This is a genomic window from Paraburkholderia sp. SECH2 (assembly GCF_030464795.1).
Taxonomy (GTDB): Bacteria; Pseudomonadota; Gammaproteobacteria; order Burkholderiales; family Burkholderiaceae; genus Paraburkholderia; species Paraburkholderia aspalathi.
The window spans coordinates 424,351-440,926 of sequence record NZ_JALPRH010000001.1 but is presented as its reverse complement, the minus strand read 5'-3'; the positions used below and the strand labels follow the sequence as shown (position 1 = coordinate 440,926).

The 16,576-nt window shown below is 61.9% G+C and carries 14 protein-coding genes; 5 read left to right on the top strand and 9 right to left on the bottom strand.

The genetic code is table 11. From position 1 onward, the window contains the following. The first annotated feature begins 80 nt into the window (after nucleotides 1-80). Complete coding sequence (gene metE / locus M0D66_RS02015) at nucleotides 81-2,360, top strand: 5-methyltetrahydropteroyltriglutamate--homocysteine S-methyltransferase (RefSeq protein ID WP_211707527.1); 2,280 nt, start codon at nucleotides 81-83, stop codon at nucleotides 2,358-2,360. 39 nt (nucleotides 2,361-2,399) lie between these two features. On the opposite strand, the gene M0D66_RS02010 is transcribed toward metE, so the two are convergent. Further along, nucleotides 2,400-3,533, bottom strand: a complete 1,134-nt coding sequence (locus M0D66_RS02010) for an MBL fold metallo-hydrolase (protein WP_211707528.1) — start codon at nucleotides 3,531-3,533, stop codon at nucleotides 2,400-2,402. Nucleotides 3,534-3,616: 83 nt separating this feature from the next. Between M0D66_RS02010 and M0D66_RS02005 the strand changes: the two genes are divergently transcribed. Further along, the gene (locus M0D66_RS02005; RefSeq protein ID WP_211707529.1) at nucleotides 3,617-4,231 is read left to right on the top strand and encodes a TetR/AcrR family transcriptional regulator; all 615 of its coding nucleotides are present in this window, start codon (nucleotides 3,617-3,619) and stop codon (nucleotides 4,229-4,231) included. 9 nt (nucleotides 4,232-4,240) lie between these two features. On the opposite strand, the gene M0D66_RS02000 is transcribed toward M0D66_RS02005, so the two are convergent. From M0D66_RS02000 to oxlT, 4 genes are all read right to left on the bottom strand, one after another. Next, a complete protein-coding gene (locus tag M0D66_RS02000; protein WP_211707530.1) occupies nucleotides 4,241-4,672 on the bottom strand; it encodes a PAS domain S-box protein in 432 nt (143 codons plus the stop codon). A 112-nt stretch (nucleotides 4,673-4,784) separates the two neighbouring features. Then, nucleotides 4,785-6,035: a formyl-CoA transferase gene (gene frc, locus M0D66_RS01995; RefSeq protein WP_200650793.1), complete on the bottom strand. Its 1,251-nt coding sequence runs from the start codon at nucleotides 6,033-6,035 to the stop codon at nucleotides 4,785-4,787. 25 nt (nucleotides 6,036-6,060) lie between these two features. Next, entirely contained in the window at nucleotides 6,061-7,803 is a 1,743-nt protein-coding gene (gene oxc / locus M0D66_RS01990) for an oxalyl-CoA decarboxylase (RefSeq protein WP_093637090.1), read from the bottom strand. Between the two features lie 63 nt (nucleotides 7,804-7,866). Next, nucleotides 7,867-9,198, bottom strand: a complete 1,332-nt coding sequence (gene oxlT / locus M0D66_RS01985) for an oxalate/formate MFS antiporter (RefSeq protein WP_211707531.1) — start codon at nucleotides 9,196-9,198, stop codon at nucleotides 7,867-7,869. Nucleotides 9,199-9,693: 495 nt separating this feature from the next. On the opposite strand from oxlT, the gene M0D66_RS01980 reads away from it, so the two are divergent. Then, nucleotides 9,694-10,083, top strand: coding sequence for a hypothetical protein (locus tag M0D66_RS01980; protein WP_266208866.1), 390 nt, complete (start codon nucleotides 9,694-9,696; stop codon nucleotides 10,081-10,083). Nucleotides 10,084-10,161: 78 nt separating this feature from the next. Here the strand turns inward: M0D66_RS01980 and M0D66_RS01975 are convergent, their stop codons facing one another. Both M0D66_RS01975 and M0D66_RS01970 read right to left on the bottom strand, forming a co-directional pair. Beyond that, nucleotides 10,162-11,508: a 2-hydroxycarboxylate transporter family protein gene (locus M0D66_RS01975; protein WP_093637099.1), complete on the bottom strand. Its 1,347-nt coding sequence runs from the start codon at nucleotides 11,506-11,508 to the stop codon at nucleotides 10,162-10,164. 264 nt (nucleotides 11,509-11,772) lie between these two features. After that, complete coding sequence (locus tag M0D66_RS01970) at nucleotides 11,773-12,756, bottom strand: aldo/keto reductase (RefSeq protein ID WP_200571745.1); 984 nt, start codon at nucleotides 12,754-12,756, stop codon at nucleotides 11,773-11,775. Between the two features lie 108 nt (nucleotides 12,757-12,864). Between M0D66_RS01970 and M0D66_RS01965 the strand changes: the two genes are divergently transcribed. After that, entirely contained in the window at nucleotides 12,865-13,764 is a 900-nt protein-coding gene (locus M0D66_RS01965; RefSeq protein ID WP_200650798.1) for a LysR family transcriptional regulator, read from the top strand. Between the two features lies 1 nt (nucleotide 13,765). Here M0D66_RS01965 and M0D66_RS01960 read toward each other — a convergent pair whose 3' ends face one another. Both M0D66_RS01960 and M0D66_RS01955 read right to left on the bottom strand, forming a co-directional pair. Beyond that, complete coding sequence (locus M0D66_RS01960) at nucleotides 13,766-14,434, bottom strand: glutamine cyclotransferase (protein ID WP_211707533.1); 669 nt, start codon at nucleotides 14,432-14,434, stop codon at nucleotides 13,766-13,768. Between the two features lie 13 nt (nucleotides 14,435-14,447). Then, the gene (locus M0D66_RS01955) at nucleotides 14,448-15,665 is read right to left on the bottom strand and encodes a helix-turn-helix domain-containing protein (RefSeq protein ID WP_211707534.1); all 1,218 of its coding nucleotides are present in this window, start codon (nucleotides 15,663-15,665) and stop codon (nucleotides 14,448-14,450) included. Nucleotides 15,666-15,795: 130 nt separating this feature from the next. On the opposite strand from M0D66_RS01955, the gene M0D66_RS01950 reads away from it, so the two are divergent. Continuing rightward, entirely contained in the window at nucleotides 15,796-16,569 is a 774-nt protein-coding gene (locus M0D66_RS01950) for a DUF899 domain-containing protein (protein WP_200620637.1), read from the top strand. Nucleotides 16,570-16,576: the final 7 nt, after the last annotated feature.

Here is a 16,576-nt window from a genome sequence, read left to right as displayed (position 1 = left end):
ATCAATGAAATAATGCCATTATATTTCATGAGCTATCCACCCTATGATCGAGCCGTTCATTTTCGGAGCAGCTCATCACCATGGTTACGACACACAATCTGGGTTTCCCTCGCATCGGCGCAAAGCGTGAGCTGAAGTTCGCTCAGGAGCAGTACTGGAAAGGCCAGTCGTCGCGCGACGAACTGAAAAGCCTGGGCGCGCAACTGCGTCAGCGCCACTGGGAGAACCAGTCCGGCCTCGATCAGGTTCCGGTTGGCGACTTCTCGTTCTATGACCAGGTGCTCGACACGAGCTTCATGCTGGGCAATATCCCGGAACGGGTCCGGGGTTTCGAGGGTGACGCGCTCGACAATTACTTTCGCGTTGCACGTGGCCGCTCCGCGCATGATTCCGCCTGCAGTTGCGGCGTGCAGGCAGGCGAGATGACCAAGTGGTTCGATACGAACTACCACTACATCGTGCCGGAATTCAGCGCGTCGACCGAGTTTGCGCTCGATGCTTCGCGCCTCCTCGATCAACTCGCCCAGGCTCGCGCGCTTGGCGTCAAAGCCAAGCCGGTCATCATCGGACCGGTGACATATCTATGGCTCGGCAAGGCGAAGGACGATTCGGACAAGCTTGCGCTGCTGCCGCGTCTGTTGCCTGTGTACGCGGCTCTGCTCGAACACCTGGTGGCGCAAGGCGTGGAGTGGGTGCAGATCGATGAGCCGGCGCTGGTCACCGAACTCGAGCCGGCATGGCAACGCGCTTTCGTCACGGCGTACGACGCGTTGAAGACCACCCGCGTGAAGCTGCTGCTGGCAACCTATTTCGGTGAGCTGCTCGACAACCTCGCGCTTGCTTGCGGATTGCCGGTTCAAGGTCTGCATGTCGATGCGGTCAACGGCCGTAGCGAGGTTGAGCAAGTCGTCGCACGCTTGCCCGCCGACAAGATTCTGTCGCTTGGCGTTATCAATGGCCGCAACATCTGGAAGACCGACCTGAGCGCGGTGCTGGAATGGTTGACACCGATTCATCAGACCTTGCAGGCTCGCCTGTGGATCGCGCCGTCGTGTTCATTGCTGCATGTTCCGGTCGACCTGAACAGCGAACAGAAGCTCGATCACGAAATCCGTTCGTGGCTCGCGTTTGCCCTGCAGAAGCTCGATGAACTGAAGATCATCGCGAAGGCGCTGAACGACGGGCGCGAGTCGGTGCGAGCCGCGCTTGCGGAAAACCAGGCCGCCATCCAGAGCCGTCGCACGTCGCCGCGCGTGCACAACCCGGCGGTCAAAGACGCGATCGCGAAGATCGATGCCGCGCTGGGCCGTCGCGCCAGCGCCTATCCGCAACGCGCCGCCCGGCAGTCCGCGTTGTTGAACCTGCCGGCTTACCCGACCACCACCATCGGATCATTCCCGCAAACCGCCGAAATTCGCCAGGCGCGCAGCCAGTTCAAGAGCGGTGAACTGGACGAGGCCAGCTACACGACGGTGATGCAGCACGAAATTGCGCGCAGCGTGCAGGAACAGGAAGCGCTGGGTCTCGACGTGCTCGTGCATGGCGAAGCCGAGCGTAACGACATGGTCGAATACTTCGGCGAACAACTCGACGGTTATGCGTTCAGTCAGTTCGGCTGGGTGCAGTCGTATGGCTCGCGGTGCGTGAAGCCGCCCATTTTGTTCGGCGACATCAGCCGTCCCAAGGCGATGACGGTCGAGTGGATCACGTATGCGCAATCGCAGACCGCCAAGCCGATGAAGGGCATGTTGACCGGCCCGGTCACGATCCTGAACTGGTCGTTCGTGCGTGACGATCAGCCGCGTTCGGTTTCCTGCTATCAACTGGCGCTGGCGATCCGCGAGGAAGTGCTGGACCTGGAGAAGGCAGGTGTACGCGTGATTCAGATTGACGAAGCGGCGCTGCGTGAAGGTCTGCCGTTGCGCAAGTCGCAGTGGAACAACTACTTGCAGTGGGCGGTGGAATCCTTCCGCATCACGGCAAATGGCGTGCAGGACGAGACGCAGATCCACACGCACATGTGCTACTCCGAGTTCAACGACATCATCGCTTCGATCGCCGATATGGACGCTGACGTCATCACGATCGAGACGTCGCGCTCGGACATGGAATTGCTGGACGCCTTCGACCACTTCAATTATCCGAACGAAATCGGGCCGGGCGTCTACGACATCCACTCGCCGAATATCCCCAGCCAGGAGCACATCGTGAATCTGATGCGCAAGGCGGCCGAGCGGATTCCGGCTGAGCGCTTGTGGGTGAACCCCGATTGCGGCCTGAAGACGCGTGCGTGGGAAGAAGTCATTCCTGCATTGAAGAACATGGTTGCGGCAGCTAAAACGTTGCGCGCGGGCATCTAATCAAACCGGCCGAGACGACGCTGCGCGAGGTCGTCGACCTCACGAATTCGCTTGCCGGGTCTGGCGGCAGAAGAACCGGCGCAGCGGTGTCGTGGACGCTCGCGCACTCTCGATCTCGGCGACCTCGCGCCACCACTTCTCGCCGCGGTGCGGCGAGGCCAGGTCCAGCCGCTCGCCCATGCGGGGCGTCGACAGCGGAATGCCGCGCGCGGCGGTGAGCCCGATCACGCGCTCGTACGGTTCCTGCCAGCGATGCATGGCCAGATCGAACGTGCCGTTGTGAACGGGCACCAGCCAGCGGCCACGCAGATCGACGTGGGCCTGGACGGTCTCGTCGGGCTGCATGTGGACGTACGGCCATTGCGCGTCGTAGGCGCCGGTTTCGAGCAGCGTCACGTCGAAGGGACCCAGCCGTTCGCCAATGGCCTTGAATCCGTCGAAGTACCCCGTGTCGCCGCTGAAGAACACGCGTAGCGCGTCATCGACGATGACCCACGAAGCCCACAAGGTGCTGTTGCCGTCGAACAGGCTGCGGCCGGAGAAATGCTGCGCCGGGGTTGCCGTGAACGCCAGGCCGTCGATTTCGACACCCTGCCACCAGTCGAACTGGCGGACCTTCGACGCCTCGATACCCCACTCGATCAGACGGTCGCCGACGCCCAGCGGCGTCAGGAATACGCCTGTCTTCGCAGCGAGTGCCAACACGGTCTCGCGGTCCAGGTGGTCGTAGTGGTCGTGCGACAGAATTACGCCGCGCAACGCCGGCAAGTCTTCGAGGGCAATGGGCGGCGCGTGAAAGCGCTTCGGACCGAAGCGCCGGAACGGCGATGCCCGTTCCGCGAAGACCGGGTCGGTCAACCAGAACTGGCCCCGCAGCTTGATCAGCATGGTGGAATGCCCGAGGCGATACAGGCTCCGGTCCGGTGCGGCCTGGAGTTGTTCAGGCGTCAGGGCATCGACGGGCAGGGCGCCCGCCGGCGTCGTGCCGGCCGGCTTGTTGAGCAAAATATTCCAGACGATGCTCAAGGTCTTGCCGAGTCCTTCGACAGGACGCGGTTTGACGTTACGAAAGCGCTCGCCGTCGTGCTGAGCCGACATATCGAACGATTCACGCCCCCGTTGCGCAGCCGTCAGCCCCAAGGCGCGGCGAATAGAACCGGTAAACGATGTCATGCGGGCAGCCTCGAAGCGGAAAGTAGACTGCTCAGTGTAGTTTATTTTCGAGAAAAGTAAACTGCCCGGTGTAAAATTTAGTGATGAGCACCAGTGAACCCATCCTCCGCCTGACCGACCGCAAGCGCGCCGCCGTCATTGGGGCGGCGATCGAAGAATTTCTCGCGGCCGGCTTCGACGCGACCAGCATGGACCGAATCGCCGCACGCGCGGGCGTCTCGAAGCGGACGGTCTACAACCATTTTCCGAGCAAGGAAGCGCTGTTTGCGGCGATCCTGGGGCAGTTGTGGGAGTCGAGCGACACGGGCGAGGTGACGGCTTATTCGGCCGTGCATCCGTTGCGTGCGCAGTTGCTCCAGCTTCTGTTTAAAAAGCTGGCCCTTCTGAATAACGAGGCGTTTCTGTCGCTGGCGCGCGTTGCGATCGCGGCGGGCATTCATTCGCAGGAACGCGCGCGCGACATGGTCGCTCGCATGGGCGAGCGCGAAGAAGACCTGACAGTGTGGATTCGCGCAGCCGCTGCTGATGGCCGCCTCAAGACATCGGACCCGATGTTTGCCTCACAGCAGTTGCAGGCTCTCGTGAAAGCGTTCGCGTTCTGGCCGCAGGTGACGATGGGGCAGCCACCCCTCAGCGCGGATGAGCAAAGGCACGTCGCGGAATCTGCGGCCGATATGTTTCTTGCGCGCTATTCATGACGCTCACGTTCACGCGCCGGCGGACGCTTCCAGTTCTGCAAGACGCTTGCGCAGCAGGCGATCCTCCTGGAAGCGGCTGGTTTCGTCGCGGATCACGGCGACGATGCCGGTGAGCTCGTTCTGCGGCGAATGCAGCAACGCGACCGTAAAGGCAATCGACAGTGACCGCCCGTCCTTATGGACGGCAGGAACACGCAGCACGTCGTTGCCATAACGGGTTTCGCCCGTTGCCATGGTCTTGTGATAACCGTCCCAATGGCGGCCGCGCAAACGTTCCGGAATGATCAGGTCCAGCGACTTTCCCAGTGCCTCGTCCTGCGTAAAGCCGAACATGCGCTCAGCGCCAGGGTTCCATAACGTGATGCTGCCGGCGGCATCGGAAATGATGATCGCGTCGCCGATTATGTTGACGAGTTGCTCGAAGTCGATAGCGCTTTGCATGGCGCTCCCCGGAAGTAAAACCGCAGATCCTTGAATTGGATACGGCGCCCGCTGAGGGGCGCCGTATTCACAGGCCCGAGCCTACGCCAGGCCCGTAGCGTAAGTAACACTATTAAACCGCTTTGATTTCGTGCAGGTTGAAGATGTCCTGCCGGCTGTAGCCGAGGCTCGCCAGCACTTCATCCGTGTGTTCACCGAGCAGCGGCGACGCGGTCACTTCCGGCTTCATGTCCGAAAACTTGATCGGACTGCCGACCGTCAGATACGTGCCGCGTTTCTTGTGCGGCACTTCGACGATCGTGCCGCTCGCGCGCAATGACGGATCATTGGCCAACTCCTTCATTGTCAGCACCGGCGCGCACGGAATGTCGAACTTGCGCAGGATGTCGACCGCTTCGAACTTGGTCTTGTCGGCGAGCCAGCCTTCGATGGTGCCGAAGATCTCGAAGATATGCGGTTGACGTGCTTCAGCGGTCTTGTAGGCGGGATCATCGATCCACTCGGGCTTGCCGAGCGCCTTGCAGATCGGCTCCCATGCATGGCCCTGGATCGTGAAATAGATGTACGCGTTCGGATCCGTTTCCCAGCCCTTGCACTTCAGCACCCAGCCCGGCTGACCGCCACCGCCCGCATTGCCGCCGCGCGGCACCACGTCGCTGAATTCGCCGTGCGGATACTGCGGATATTCCTCGAGATAGCCGACGCGTTCCAGCCGCTGCTGGTCGCGCAGCTTCACGCGGCACAGGTTCAGCACGCTGTCCTGCATCGACACCGCGACTTTCTGGCCCTTGCCGGTTTTGTCGCGTCCAATCAGTGCTGTCAGAATGCCGATCGCCAGATGCATGCCGGTGTTGCTGTCGCCGAGCGCCGCGGCGCTGATGGTCGGCGGGCCGTCCCAGAAGCCGGTGGTGGAGGCCGCGCCGCCCGCGCATTGCGCGACGTTTTCGTAGACCTTCAGGTCGTCGTAGTGATGGCCGTCGCTGAAGCCCTTCACCGAAGCGACGATCATCTTCGGATTGAGTTCATTCAGGCGTTCCCATGAAAAGCCCATCCGGTCCAGCGCGCCCGGCCCAAAATTTTCGACCAGCACGTCGGATTCGCGAATCAGCTTTTCCAGTACTTCCTTGCCCTCGGGCTTTTTCGTGTCCAACGTGAGCGACTTCTTGTTGCTGTTGAGCATCGTGAAGTAAAGCGCGTCGGCGTCGGGGATGTCGCGCAACTGGTTGCGCGTCACGTCGCCCGAACCCGGTCTTTCGACCTTGATCACGTCGGCGCCGAACCAGGCGAGCAACTGGGTGCACGCAGGGCCGGCCTGAACGTGGGTGAAGTCGATGATCTTGATGCCTTCGAGTGGTTTGGTCATTTGATATCTCCGTGGTTACGCTGGATCACTTTTTCATTGCCGCGCTTTGCGGATTCAGATTGGTCAGGCGGCCGCTTTCGGTGCCCGCCGCTTCGTCGATGACGGCATTGATCAAGGTCGGCTTGCCTGAGGCGATCGCTTCGAGCAGCGCCTTCGTCAGTTCTTCCGGTGTCGTCGCGTTGTAGCCGACACCGCCGAATGCCTCGATCATCTTGTCGTAGCGCGCGCCCTTCACGAACACGGTCGGCGCGACATCCTTGCCGCCCGTCGGATTCACGTCGGTGCCGCGATATACGCCGTTGTTGTTGAAGACGATGGTGCAAACCGGCAGGTCGTAGCGGCAGATGGTTTCGAGTTCCATGCCGCTGAAGCCGAACGCGCTGTCACCTTCGATCGCGACAACCGGTTTGCCGCTCGTCACCGCCGCGCCGATCGCGAAGCCCATGCCGATGCCCATGATTCCCCACGTGCCCGAATCGAAGCGTTTGCGCGGCTCGTACATGTCGATGATGCTGCGCGCGTAGTCGAGCGTGTTCGCGCCTTCGTTGACGACGTTGATGTCCGGGCGTGTCTTCAGCACGTCGCGGATTGCACGCAATGCGCTGTGGAAATTCATCGGCGACGGGTTCTTGTCGAGCGTCGCGGCCATCTTCGCGAGGTTCTTGCTCTTGCGCTCGGCGATCGCGCCGGTCCACTCAGCGCTCGGCTTTGCGAATCCCGCATCCAGACCGGCACGCAATGCCGCCACGCACGAGCCGATATCGCCGATCACCGGCGCGGCGATCGCGACGTTGCTGTCGATCTCGGTCGGCGAAATATCGACCTGGACGAACTTCTTCGGCTCCGCGCCCCACGTCTTGCCCTTGCCGTGCGAGAGCAGCCAGTTCAGACGCGCGCCGATCAACACGACCACGTCGGCTTCCTGCAGCACGAACGAACGTGCCGCCGACGCCGATTGCTCGTGCGTATCGGGCAACAGGCCCTTGGCCATCGACATCGGCAGATACGGAATGCCGCTTTGCTCGACGAATGCGCGGATCTCCGCATCAGCCTGCGCGTAAGCCGCCCCCTTGCCGAGCAGGATCAGCGGACGCTTGGCGCTCTTCAGCACATCGATTGCACGCTTGACCGATTCCGGCGCGGGCAACTGACGCGGCGCGGCATCGACCACTTTTACCAGCGATTGCTGCGCCTTCACGGCGTCCAGCGTTTGCGCGAGCAGCTTGGCCGGCAAGTCCAGATACACGCCGCCCGGACGCCCCGACACCGCGGCGCGAATCGCACGCGCCACGCCGATGCCGATGTCTTCGGCATGCAGCACGCGATACGCGGCCTTCGCGTACGGTTTGGCCGCATTCAACTGATCCATTTCTTCGTAATCGCCCTGCTGCAGATCGACGATTTCACGCTCGCTCGAACCGCTGATCAGGATCATCGGGAAGCAGTTGGTGGTCGCGTTGGCGAGCGCGGTCAGGCCGTTCAGAAAGCCGGGCGCCGACACGGTCAGGCAGATACCCGGCTTTTGCGTCATGAAACCGCTAATCGCCGCTGCATTGCCCGCGTGCTGCTCGTGACGAAAACCGATGAAACGCATCCCTTCCGCTTGTGCAAGCCGCGCGAGGTCGGTAATCGGGATGCCGACCAGTCCAAAGATGGTGCTGATGTCGTTCAGTTTCAGCGCGTCGATGACGAGATGAAACCCGTCGGTCGTCTCGGCCGCTTGTTGTGTCGAAGTCTCTTCTACTGTTTGCCGGTCGGCTTCTGCCATGATGCTGCTCCTTGGTCGCGGGACGTTATGGATTTGTCGTGAGTGGCGAGTTCACGTTGTTGTTCATTCAGGTGAGCCGCCTGGCGACGGCCGCAGGCGCGCTTCGGCGATCACTACGCCAGCCGGCGCGCCTGAGTTTTCGATCCAGCGTTTTCTCATGGGGGCGAGGATGAATTTCGCGGATACTGCTGCCGCGATCGACACCACCGCTGCCGAAATGAACACGGTGCTCCACCCGCCGCTGGCCGACAGCACCGAGGCGAGCGGCACCAGCATCGAGGCGGTGCCCTTCGCCGTATAAAGCGTGCCGGCATTGGCCGCGGCGTATTTGCTGCCGAACGTGTCCGCGCAGGTCGCTGGGAAGATCGAGAAGATTTCGCCCCAGCACAGGAATACGGCGGCGGCGAAGAACATGAAGGCGTACGGGTTGTGGCCGAACTGCATGAGCCCGAGCAGCGCGACGCCTTCACCGAGAAAGATCATGAACATCGTGTTTTCACGGCCGATGCGATCCGACAGAAACCCGCACAACGGACGCGTAAAGCCGTTGCACAGGTTGTCGATCGAGAGCGTCATCGTGAGCAGCGGCAGCGTGATGCCCATCAGGTTCACCGGCAGCTTGGCGAAGCCGAATTCCTTCGCAATCGGCCCAAGCTGGGCGGTGGCAATAATGCCGCCGGCTGCGACGAACACGAACATCAGATACAGCACCCAGAAGAGCGGCGAACGGATCATCTCGCCAGGCGTGTAGTCGATCTTGCTTGCAACCACACGTTTGGCCGCGACCGCGAATGCAGGAGGTTTCGGCCGTACCAGCATGGTGGCGAGCAGCAGAATGCAGACGCCCTGGAAAATGCCGAAGAACATGAACGTGTGCTCGTAACCCGAGCGCTGGATCATGTTGGCGATGGGAATCACGGTGACGGCCGCGCCGGCGCCGAAACCTGCCGCGGTCAGGCCGGCAGCGAGACCGCGCTTGTCCGGAAACCATTTGAGCGCCGTGCCGACGCAGGTGCCATACACGCATCCCGCGCCGATACCGGCGATCACAGCCGCGATGTAGAGCGCGACGAGACTGCTCGCATGCGCGTCGATGATCCAGCCGAGCGCCGCGCACACCGAACCGCCGATCACAACCGGGCGCGGCCCGAACTTGTCGACGAGCCAGCCTTCGATAGGTACGAGCCAGGTTTCAGTGACGATGAAGACCGTGAAGGCGGTCTGAATGGCTGCCTGGCCCCAGTGATGGGCGTTGTCCATCGGGACGACGAACAGCGTCCAGGCGTATTGAAGATTCGCGACCAGCCCCATGCATACGATGCCGATTGCTAGCTGCACCCAGCGGTTTTGCCGGAACGGCGTACTGCCTGTCCCGGATACGTTGGTATGTCCCATGTCCTTCGTCTCCTGTATATTCCGTCGCGCTCGAGCGGCGCGTTGGACCTACGTGATCGAATCGCTTCATCGCCGGTTTGTCTGTTGGCAATCAAGCGCCATTGGTCGGCCAGAGGGAATTGCACTGACGAAAACCCTTGCCCGTCGATCTCACAACAACTGGGTAAAAGGCGTTTCGCGTGGAGCGCGTCTGAAGGATGCTGCGCGCGAACAGCGATAAGTAAAAGTTAAAACATTTTATGGTTAGCATTAGGCATACCGAATGGATGGGTATGCCGGTTCTGATTGCGGGTCATGAGCAACGAGGCTCTGCGTCGACTGAGCAGGGATGTGGTGCACTGCAAGAACAAACGGATGCTTTCCGGTGCGTTTACGGATCGGCAGAGGAATCTATATATAAGTAAAACGTTATAGTTTTTCGAAAAAACTTTAACTGTTGTTTATCTATGCGCGCTCCTATTCTTCGTCATGCCAACCTGCCTGAAGGAGACGACCATGAACCGGTCCCAGTTCGACGCCCGCGACAACGCGCACGATGCTGAAGTAGAGGCGCAACTGTGCGCCTATAACAGTGCTTTCGATGAACTCGGCCTGCGCTTCCGTTGGGATGCGCGCACGCTGGCGTTGCTAGCCACGATCGACGACGAGGAGGCGCAGATTGCCGCGTACATCGAAGCTCATCATCCGCACTTGCTGAAAGCGTATAGCGTCGGGTTTCTGAGCCGGGCCATTCTCGAGCGGAAAAAGGCGCGCTATCCGGCGCGCGTATCGATTCACGTCGAAAGCGCGCAGCATCCGGCCCGCGTGGTACATCAGCCGCAGATGAGCAGCTGGCGCGAGCGCGTGTCGTATGAGATGGAGCTGCCGGCGCTCGCGGGTGTCTAGACGCGGCGCGCGCGTGTCCATGTTGCGACCGCGGCACCTGTGACTTGCATGGTGCCACTCGCAGTGGAGAGATACTGCCTAGGTAACCCGCGACAGCACAATTAGCACGGTCGTCACCGTAATCGCACCGCCGATCCGCGTCGCGATCTGCGCGAACGGCATCAGCGTCATGCGATTGGCGGCAGTCAGGATGGCGACGTCGCCCGTGCCGCCCTGGCCGCTGTGGCAGGCGTTCACGATGGCCGCGTCGATCGGATACATCTTCATCCAGTACCCCACCAGAGCGCCGACTGCCATCAGGGTGGCGACGGTTGACACGATGGTGATGAGGGTCGGCAGGGTGAAGGAAGCCATCAGCTTGTCCCATGGCGTCAGCGACACGCCAATGGCGAACAGCAGCGGGTAGGTGACCGCGGTGGAAAAAAACTTGTACACGATGTATGCGCCCTGCTGCAACTGGGGAGACACCGCCTGCGTGAGTTTCACGACCACCGCGATAAAAAGCATCGCGACCGGCGCCGGCAGGCCGAACAGCCGCTGGCACAAGATGCCTACAACGTAGAGCGTCAGTGCGGTGATCCCCGCCGCGGCGATATGGGTCACATCCATATGCCCCGAGATTTCTTGCTGGGCAGGGTCCATCTCGTCGTGCTCGCCTGGCTGCAAACGCCCTTCGCCGGTGAAACGAGGGTATCGCTTGCCGACGAAGTTCAACGTGCCGGCGAAAATGATCGCCGCCAGGCTGCCGAGCATGACAGGAGGCAGAACGGTCGCAAACAGCACACCTGGATCCTGATGCAGGATTCCGGCGTATCCGACGGTCAGCGGAATGGCCCCTTCGCCGACTCCGCCAGCCATGATCGGTACGACGATAAAAAAGAACGTGTGATAGGCGCCAAGTCCCAGCGCGGTGCCGACGGCTGTACCAACGGCGCCGGCCACGATCGTTCCGATACCGAGCGGCACGAAGATCTTGAGGAAGCCCTTGATCAGCACCTGCCGGTCCATGCTCAGAATGCTGCCCACAATAATGGACGCAATAAACAGGTAAAGAAAATTGGTGGACTTGGTGAACTCGATTGTGACCTTCACGATCTGCACAGGCAGCAACTTGTAGTACACCAGCGCGGACGGGATAAAGGTCGCAAAGATGGCAGCGGCGCCGATGGCGCGAATACCCGGAATGCGCTTACCGATTTCGGCCAGCGTGAAACCGAAGAACGCAAACATGACAATCACGAGCGAGATCTCATTCGGCAGCTTGTCGATATAGACAAGCACTGCGATGAGCGCGCCGGCAATGATGTAGATCGGCAGCGGAATGATGCCGATGCGGATTTCCATCAGCCTCCACCATCCTTGGGGCCAGAAGGCCTGCTTCTTCGCCTGATCCGGCGGTAGAGGGGTGGAAGCCGCTGTCTTCATCGAAGTCTCCTGAACGGATATTCGGTTGCTTGCGCCGCTTTTTCAGTTCGCTATCGACTTTGTGGAGTGCCAAAGACACACGTCATGTATTCCGTGGCGGCTAGACGAGTTGTGCGATGTTTGGCTGAAATCTACGTTTAGTTAGTATCGTGCGCAAAGAACTCCAAGCGTAGCATCGTGTGCACGGCACGGGGTACCGTGCATACCCCTACCACGCGTTGTGCCCAACCCGCTGTCAGGTAGAGATCAGGCGCGCCAGGCGCATTAGCGATCGACGCGTTGCTGCAGATGGGCCGGATACCGGTCGCCGACCACCTTGACCTCATGCAAGGCTGCTTCGATGGCCGACAGATCGTCAGCCGACAGTTCGACTGCGGCCGCACCGATGTTCTCTGTCAGTCGATGAAGCTTGGTCGTACCCGGAATCGGCACAATCCACGGCTTCTGCGCCAGCAGCCAGGCGAGAGCGATCTGGGCGCGGGTAGCACCTTTGCCGTCCGCGATCCGGCCCAGCACTTCGACGAGGCCCGCATTGGCCTTGCGGTTCTCCTCCGAGAAGCGCGGCACGATACTGCGGAAATCGGTTTTGTCGAACGCGGTGTTCGCGTCGATGGCGCCAGTGAGGAAACCCTTGCCGAGCGGGCTGAACGGCACGAAGCCGATGCCCAGTTCCTCCAGCGTGGGGAGCACCGTTTCTTCCGGCTCGCGCCACCACATCGAGTACTCGCTTTGCAGTGCCGCCACGGGTTGCACGGCATGGGCACGACGAATCGAATTCGCGCCGGCTTCGGAGAGACCGAAGTGCTTCACCTTGCCCTGCTGGATCAACTCCTTGACGGCGCCGGCGACGTCTTCGATCGGCACGTTCGGGTCGACGCGATGCTGGTAGAAAAGGTCGATGCGATCGGTGTTCAGGCGCTTCAACGAAGCCTCGACGACCGCACGAATGCGCTCGGGCCGGCTGTCCAGACCCTGGCTCACGTCGCCGTCCTTGAAACCGAACTTGGTGGCGATCACCACCTGATCGCGAAACGGCGCTAGCGCCTCGCCGACGAGTTCCTCGTTAAAAAACGGTCCGTAGGCTTCTGCGGTATCGAAGAACGTCACACCCTGTTCGAAAGCGGACCGGATCAGTTTGATGCCTTCGGACTTTTCGGTCGCGGGGCCATAGCCATAGCTCAAACCCATGCAGCCGAGGCCAAGCGCCGATACGTCGAGACCGCTGTTTCCAAGCTTGCGATGTTGCATGTTCTTGCTCCTTCCGTGCGATGTCGGTTGACGCCAACGATCTTATGCTGTTGTGATTGGCTCAACAATCTAGCTAGAATTGCACAGGGCATTGAGGAAAATTCATCTATGGCGCGCGCCGGTCTGTCCGAACTAACTGCATTCGTCGCCATTGCCGACCAGCGAAGCTTTCGCGCGGCGGCGCGTACGCTGGGGGTCTCGCCCTCGGCGCTGAGTCATTCAATGCGGGGTCTGGAGGCTCGGCTGGCGGTGCGGCTGCTTAATCGCACGACGCGATCCGTCGCGCTCACCGAGGCGGGTGAACAGCTCCTGCGGCGGGTGCGGCCCGCCATCGCGGATCTGGAAGAGGCGGTGAATCAGGTCGCGTCGGAACACGACCGGCCGTCGGGCTCGATCCGGATCAGTGCGTCGGAGGCGTCAGTGAGACCGCTGATCCGCCATGTTCTTCCTGACTTCCTCGCGGCATATCCCGACATTCACGTCGAGTTCGTCGTGGACACACGGCTTGTGGATATCGTGGCCGATGGCTTCGACGCCGGCATACGCGTCTATGACGACGTGCCGCGCGATATGATCGCAGTCCGCTTCGGGGGCGACATGCGTTTCGCAGCGGTAGCTTCGCCGGACTATCTCGCGCATCACGTACCGCCGAAAGCGCCGCACGACCTGATGCAGCACCGGTGCATCCGCTTCCGCTTTGATAGCGGCGTACTTCCCCGGTGGGATCTCGAACATCGGGGCAAAAGAGCGAATATCGATGTTGCTGGGCCGATGACGCTCGGCAATCTCAATCTGGTGATCGAGGCCGCCCTCGCCGGTATCGGCATTGCCTGGGTTCCGGAATATCATGTATCGGAGCATCTGGCGTCGGGGCGCCTCATCCACTTGCTGCCTGAATGGAGTCCGACTTTCGCCGGTTTGTGCCTCTATTACCCCGCGAACCGTCATCCGCCGATCGCACTGAGATTGTTCGCGCAAGCGGTGCGCGACTGGGTAAGCAAGCGGTAAATTACTCGCTCGCGGACTCGACTGGGACCTCGGCGTTTCGCGCGGGGCGGCGTACGGCTCGCACCTTGCCGCTGTTTCCGCCACCACAGAAGAACAGATCGCCGCCGTCGGCTTCCAGCCCCGACACGGTGAGGCCGGGCGGCATCTCCAGGCTCTCCAGCACTTCTCCCGTACCAGGATCGACGCGCCGCAACTCGCTCGCGTCGTCTTCCCAGGTGCCGTGCCAGAGCTCTCCGTTGCTCCAGGTGACGCCGGTGACGAAGCGGTTGGACTCGATCGTGCGCAGAATCGCCCCGGTTTGGGGATCGAGCTGGTGGATCTTCCGGTCCTGATACCGCCCCACCCAGAGCGTGCCTTCGGCCCACGCGAGCCCCGAGTTGCCACCGCCGCCGGGTGCAGGAATCGTGGCGAGCACGCGACCGGTATCCGGATCGATCTTCTGGATGCGATCGTCGGCGATCTGGAACAGGTGGTGGCCGTCGAAGGCCGTGCCAGCCTGCGCGGCGACGTTGAACGAGCACAGCGTTTCTCCGCTTACCGGATCGAAGGCGTTCAGCTTGTCTCCGGCGGCAATCCAGACACGCTGACCGTCGTACGTGACGCCCCCCACCTGATTGACGCCCGGAAAGGGCCCATATTCACGGATGATTTTGGCGGTTGATTTGTTCATGTTTCGATCCTAATCACTCGGTAGGGGGAGCGGGGAGTAACAAAGTGGTCGTGAATCCGGGCATTGGCGGCGTCATCCAGCGTCGTGCGCGCCCGCGGCCGAACGACTGAACCTTGCCGGCTGCCGCCAGCGAATCGAGTGCTCGCTGCATGGTGCGCTGACTGGCGTCCAGCGCAATCGCGAGCGCCGAGCTCGACCACGACTCACCGTCGGCGAGGAAGGCGAGCACCATCGCATGCGGCTCTTCGACCGGCCGTGCAAGCACGACGACCTCGCGCGCGCCGTGCGGCACTAATGCAAAACCGCGCTTCGTCGCGCTCACGCCGGCCAGCGGCCCAAGCAATGCGCGAAGCCGTCCGACTTCGACGCGCAGCCGCGCGCGATGCGATTCATCGGCATGCTTCGTCCGGAATGCGCGCGCGATGAGGGTGTCCCTCGATACGTCTTCGGGCCATGCTTCAGCCAGTGCGCGGGCTAGCGCGAACAACACGGGACGCCTCGCAAGCGGAACCACGATGTTTGCTTCACGTATGACGTAACGGCACGCGTCCACCACGAGCGCCTTCGACGCGAGTAACGCCTCAACTTCCTCGAGCACGAGCAGACGCTCTTCGCCATGTGCAATCAGACGAGCCGCGGGCGTGTCCAGCAGAAGGCGTGCGCTCTCGACCTCTGCCGTCAGCGACGGGATACCTGCGTGACGTGCGGCCTGCTCGGCTTTCGCGAGCGCAGCGCGCGCTGTTTTCGTCTGGAGACGGCGCATCGCGATTCCCGCGACGACCAGCTCGTGGGCGGCGCGCAGCGCGGGCGGGAAGGGCGTGGGATCGAGGTGGGCGAGCAGGGGCTCGGCCTCGTCGAGGCGTCCGATCAGAAGGAGGCGCCGGACTTCGAGATACCGCGCATGCGCGGCGTTCAGCCGGTCGCCGTGGGCTTCGAGCGTTGCCCGCGCGGCGTCGAGCGCCTTTGCGGGCCAGCCCAGATCGCGCGAGGCGAGTGCGATTTCGGCTTCGGCGACCACGCACCGTGCGCGGGCTACGGGCGCTTTCGGGCCGAAGGCGCGCGCCGCGCTTCGCACCAGCGCTTTCGCCCGAACGAGATCGCCGAGCTGCGCCATCGCGATGCCTCGCAGCGCGAGTGCAGCCGCGTCGTCTCGCAAGGCGATCCGGTTCAGCGCGCCGAGCGGGTCGCCCGCCGCGAGCGCACGCGCCGCGGCCGTTACTGGTGAGTCCATGGTCTATTCGAATCCCGCCACACTTGTCACTCCCACCGTTCGGGTGCCCGTGGCTAATCTAGCACGACCACCAACCAGTTCGTCGTATCGACAACTGAACGAACGACGAAGGACTCCCAAGGAGGGAAGCATGACCACGACACATCAAACCGGGACGCGTGACGAGTGGCTGGCAGCGCGGATCGAACTGCTCAAGGCGGAGAAGGCGCTCACGCGGCAGAGCGACGCGCTGGTGCAGCAACGGCAGGCACTGCCCTGGGTGCGAATCGACAAGGCGTACACATTCGAAACTGCTGCGGGACGCGCCTCGTTGGCGGACCTCTTCAAAGGGCGCTCGCAACTTCTCGTGTACCACTTCATGTTCGGACCCGACTACAAGGCCGGCTGCCCGTCGTGCTCATCGATCGCCGATGGGTTCGACGGCTTCGTCGTTCATCTGGCGAATCACGACGTCACGTTGTCGGCGGTATCGCGGGCGCCGTTGGAGAAGCTGCAGGCGTATCAGCGCCGGATGGGCTGGACGTTCCCGTGGGCTTCCTCGGCTGGCAGCGACTTTAACTTTGACTTCAACATCGCGTTCACGGAGGCGCAGCAGCGCGAAGGAAGCATCGAATACAACTACGAGCGTGGCGGCCACGCGATGGACGAAACCCAGGTCGTCCCGGAGCCGGTCGCCCAGTTCGCGGCTACATGCGGAACCGACGCGGCGACATACACGCGCGACAGGCCGGGTCTGAGCGCATTCGTACTCGAGGACGGCGTCGTCTATCACACGTATTCCACCTATGCGCGCGGCGTGGACGGCATCTGGGGCATGTACCAGTGGCTGGACCGCGCGCCGAAGGGGCGCAACGAGACGGGCGTCTGGTGGAAGCGTCACGACGAGTACGAGACGACGCGCTGAGCCTGGC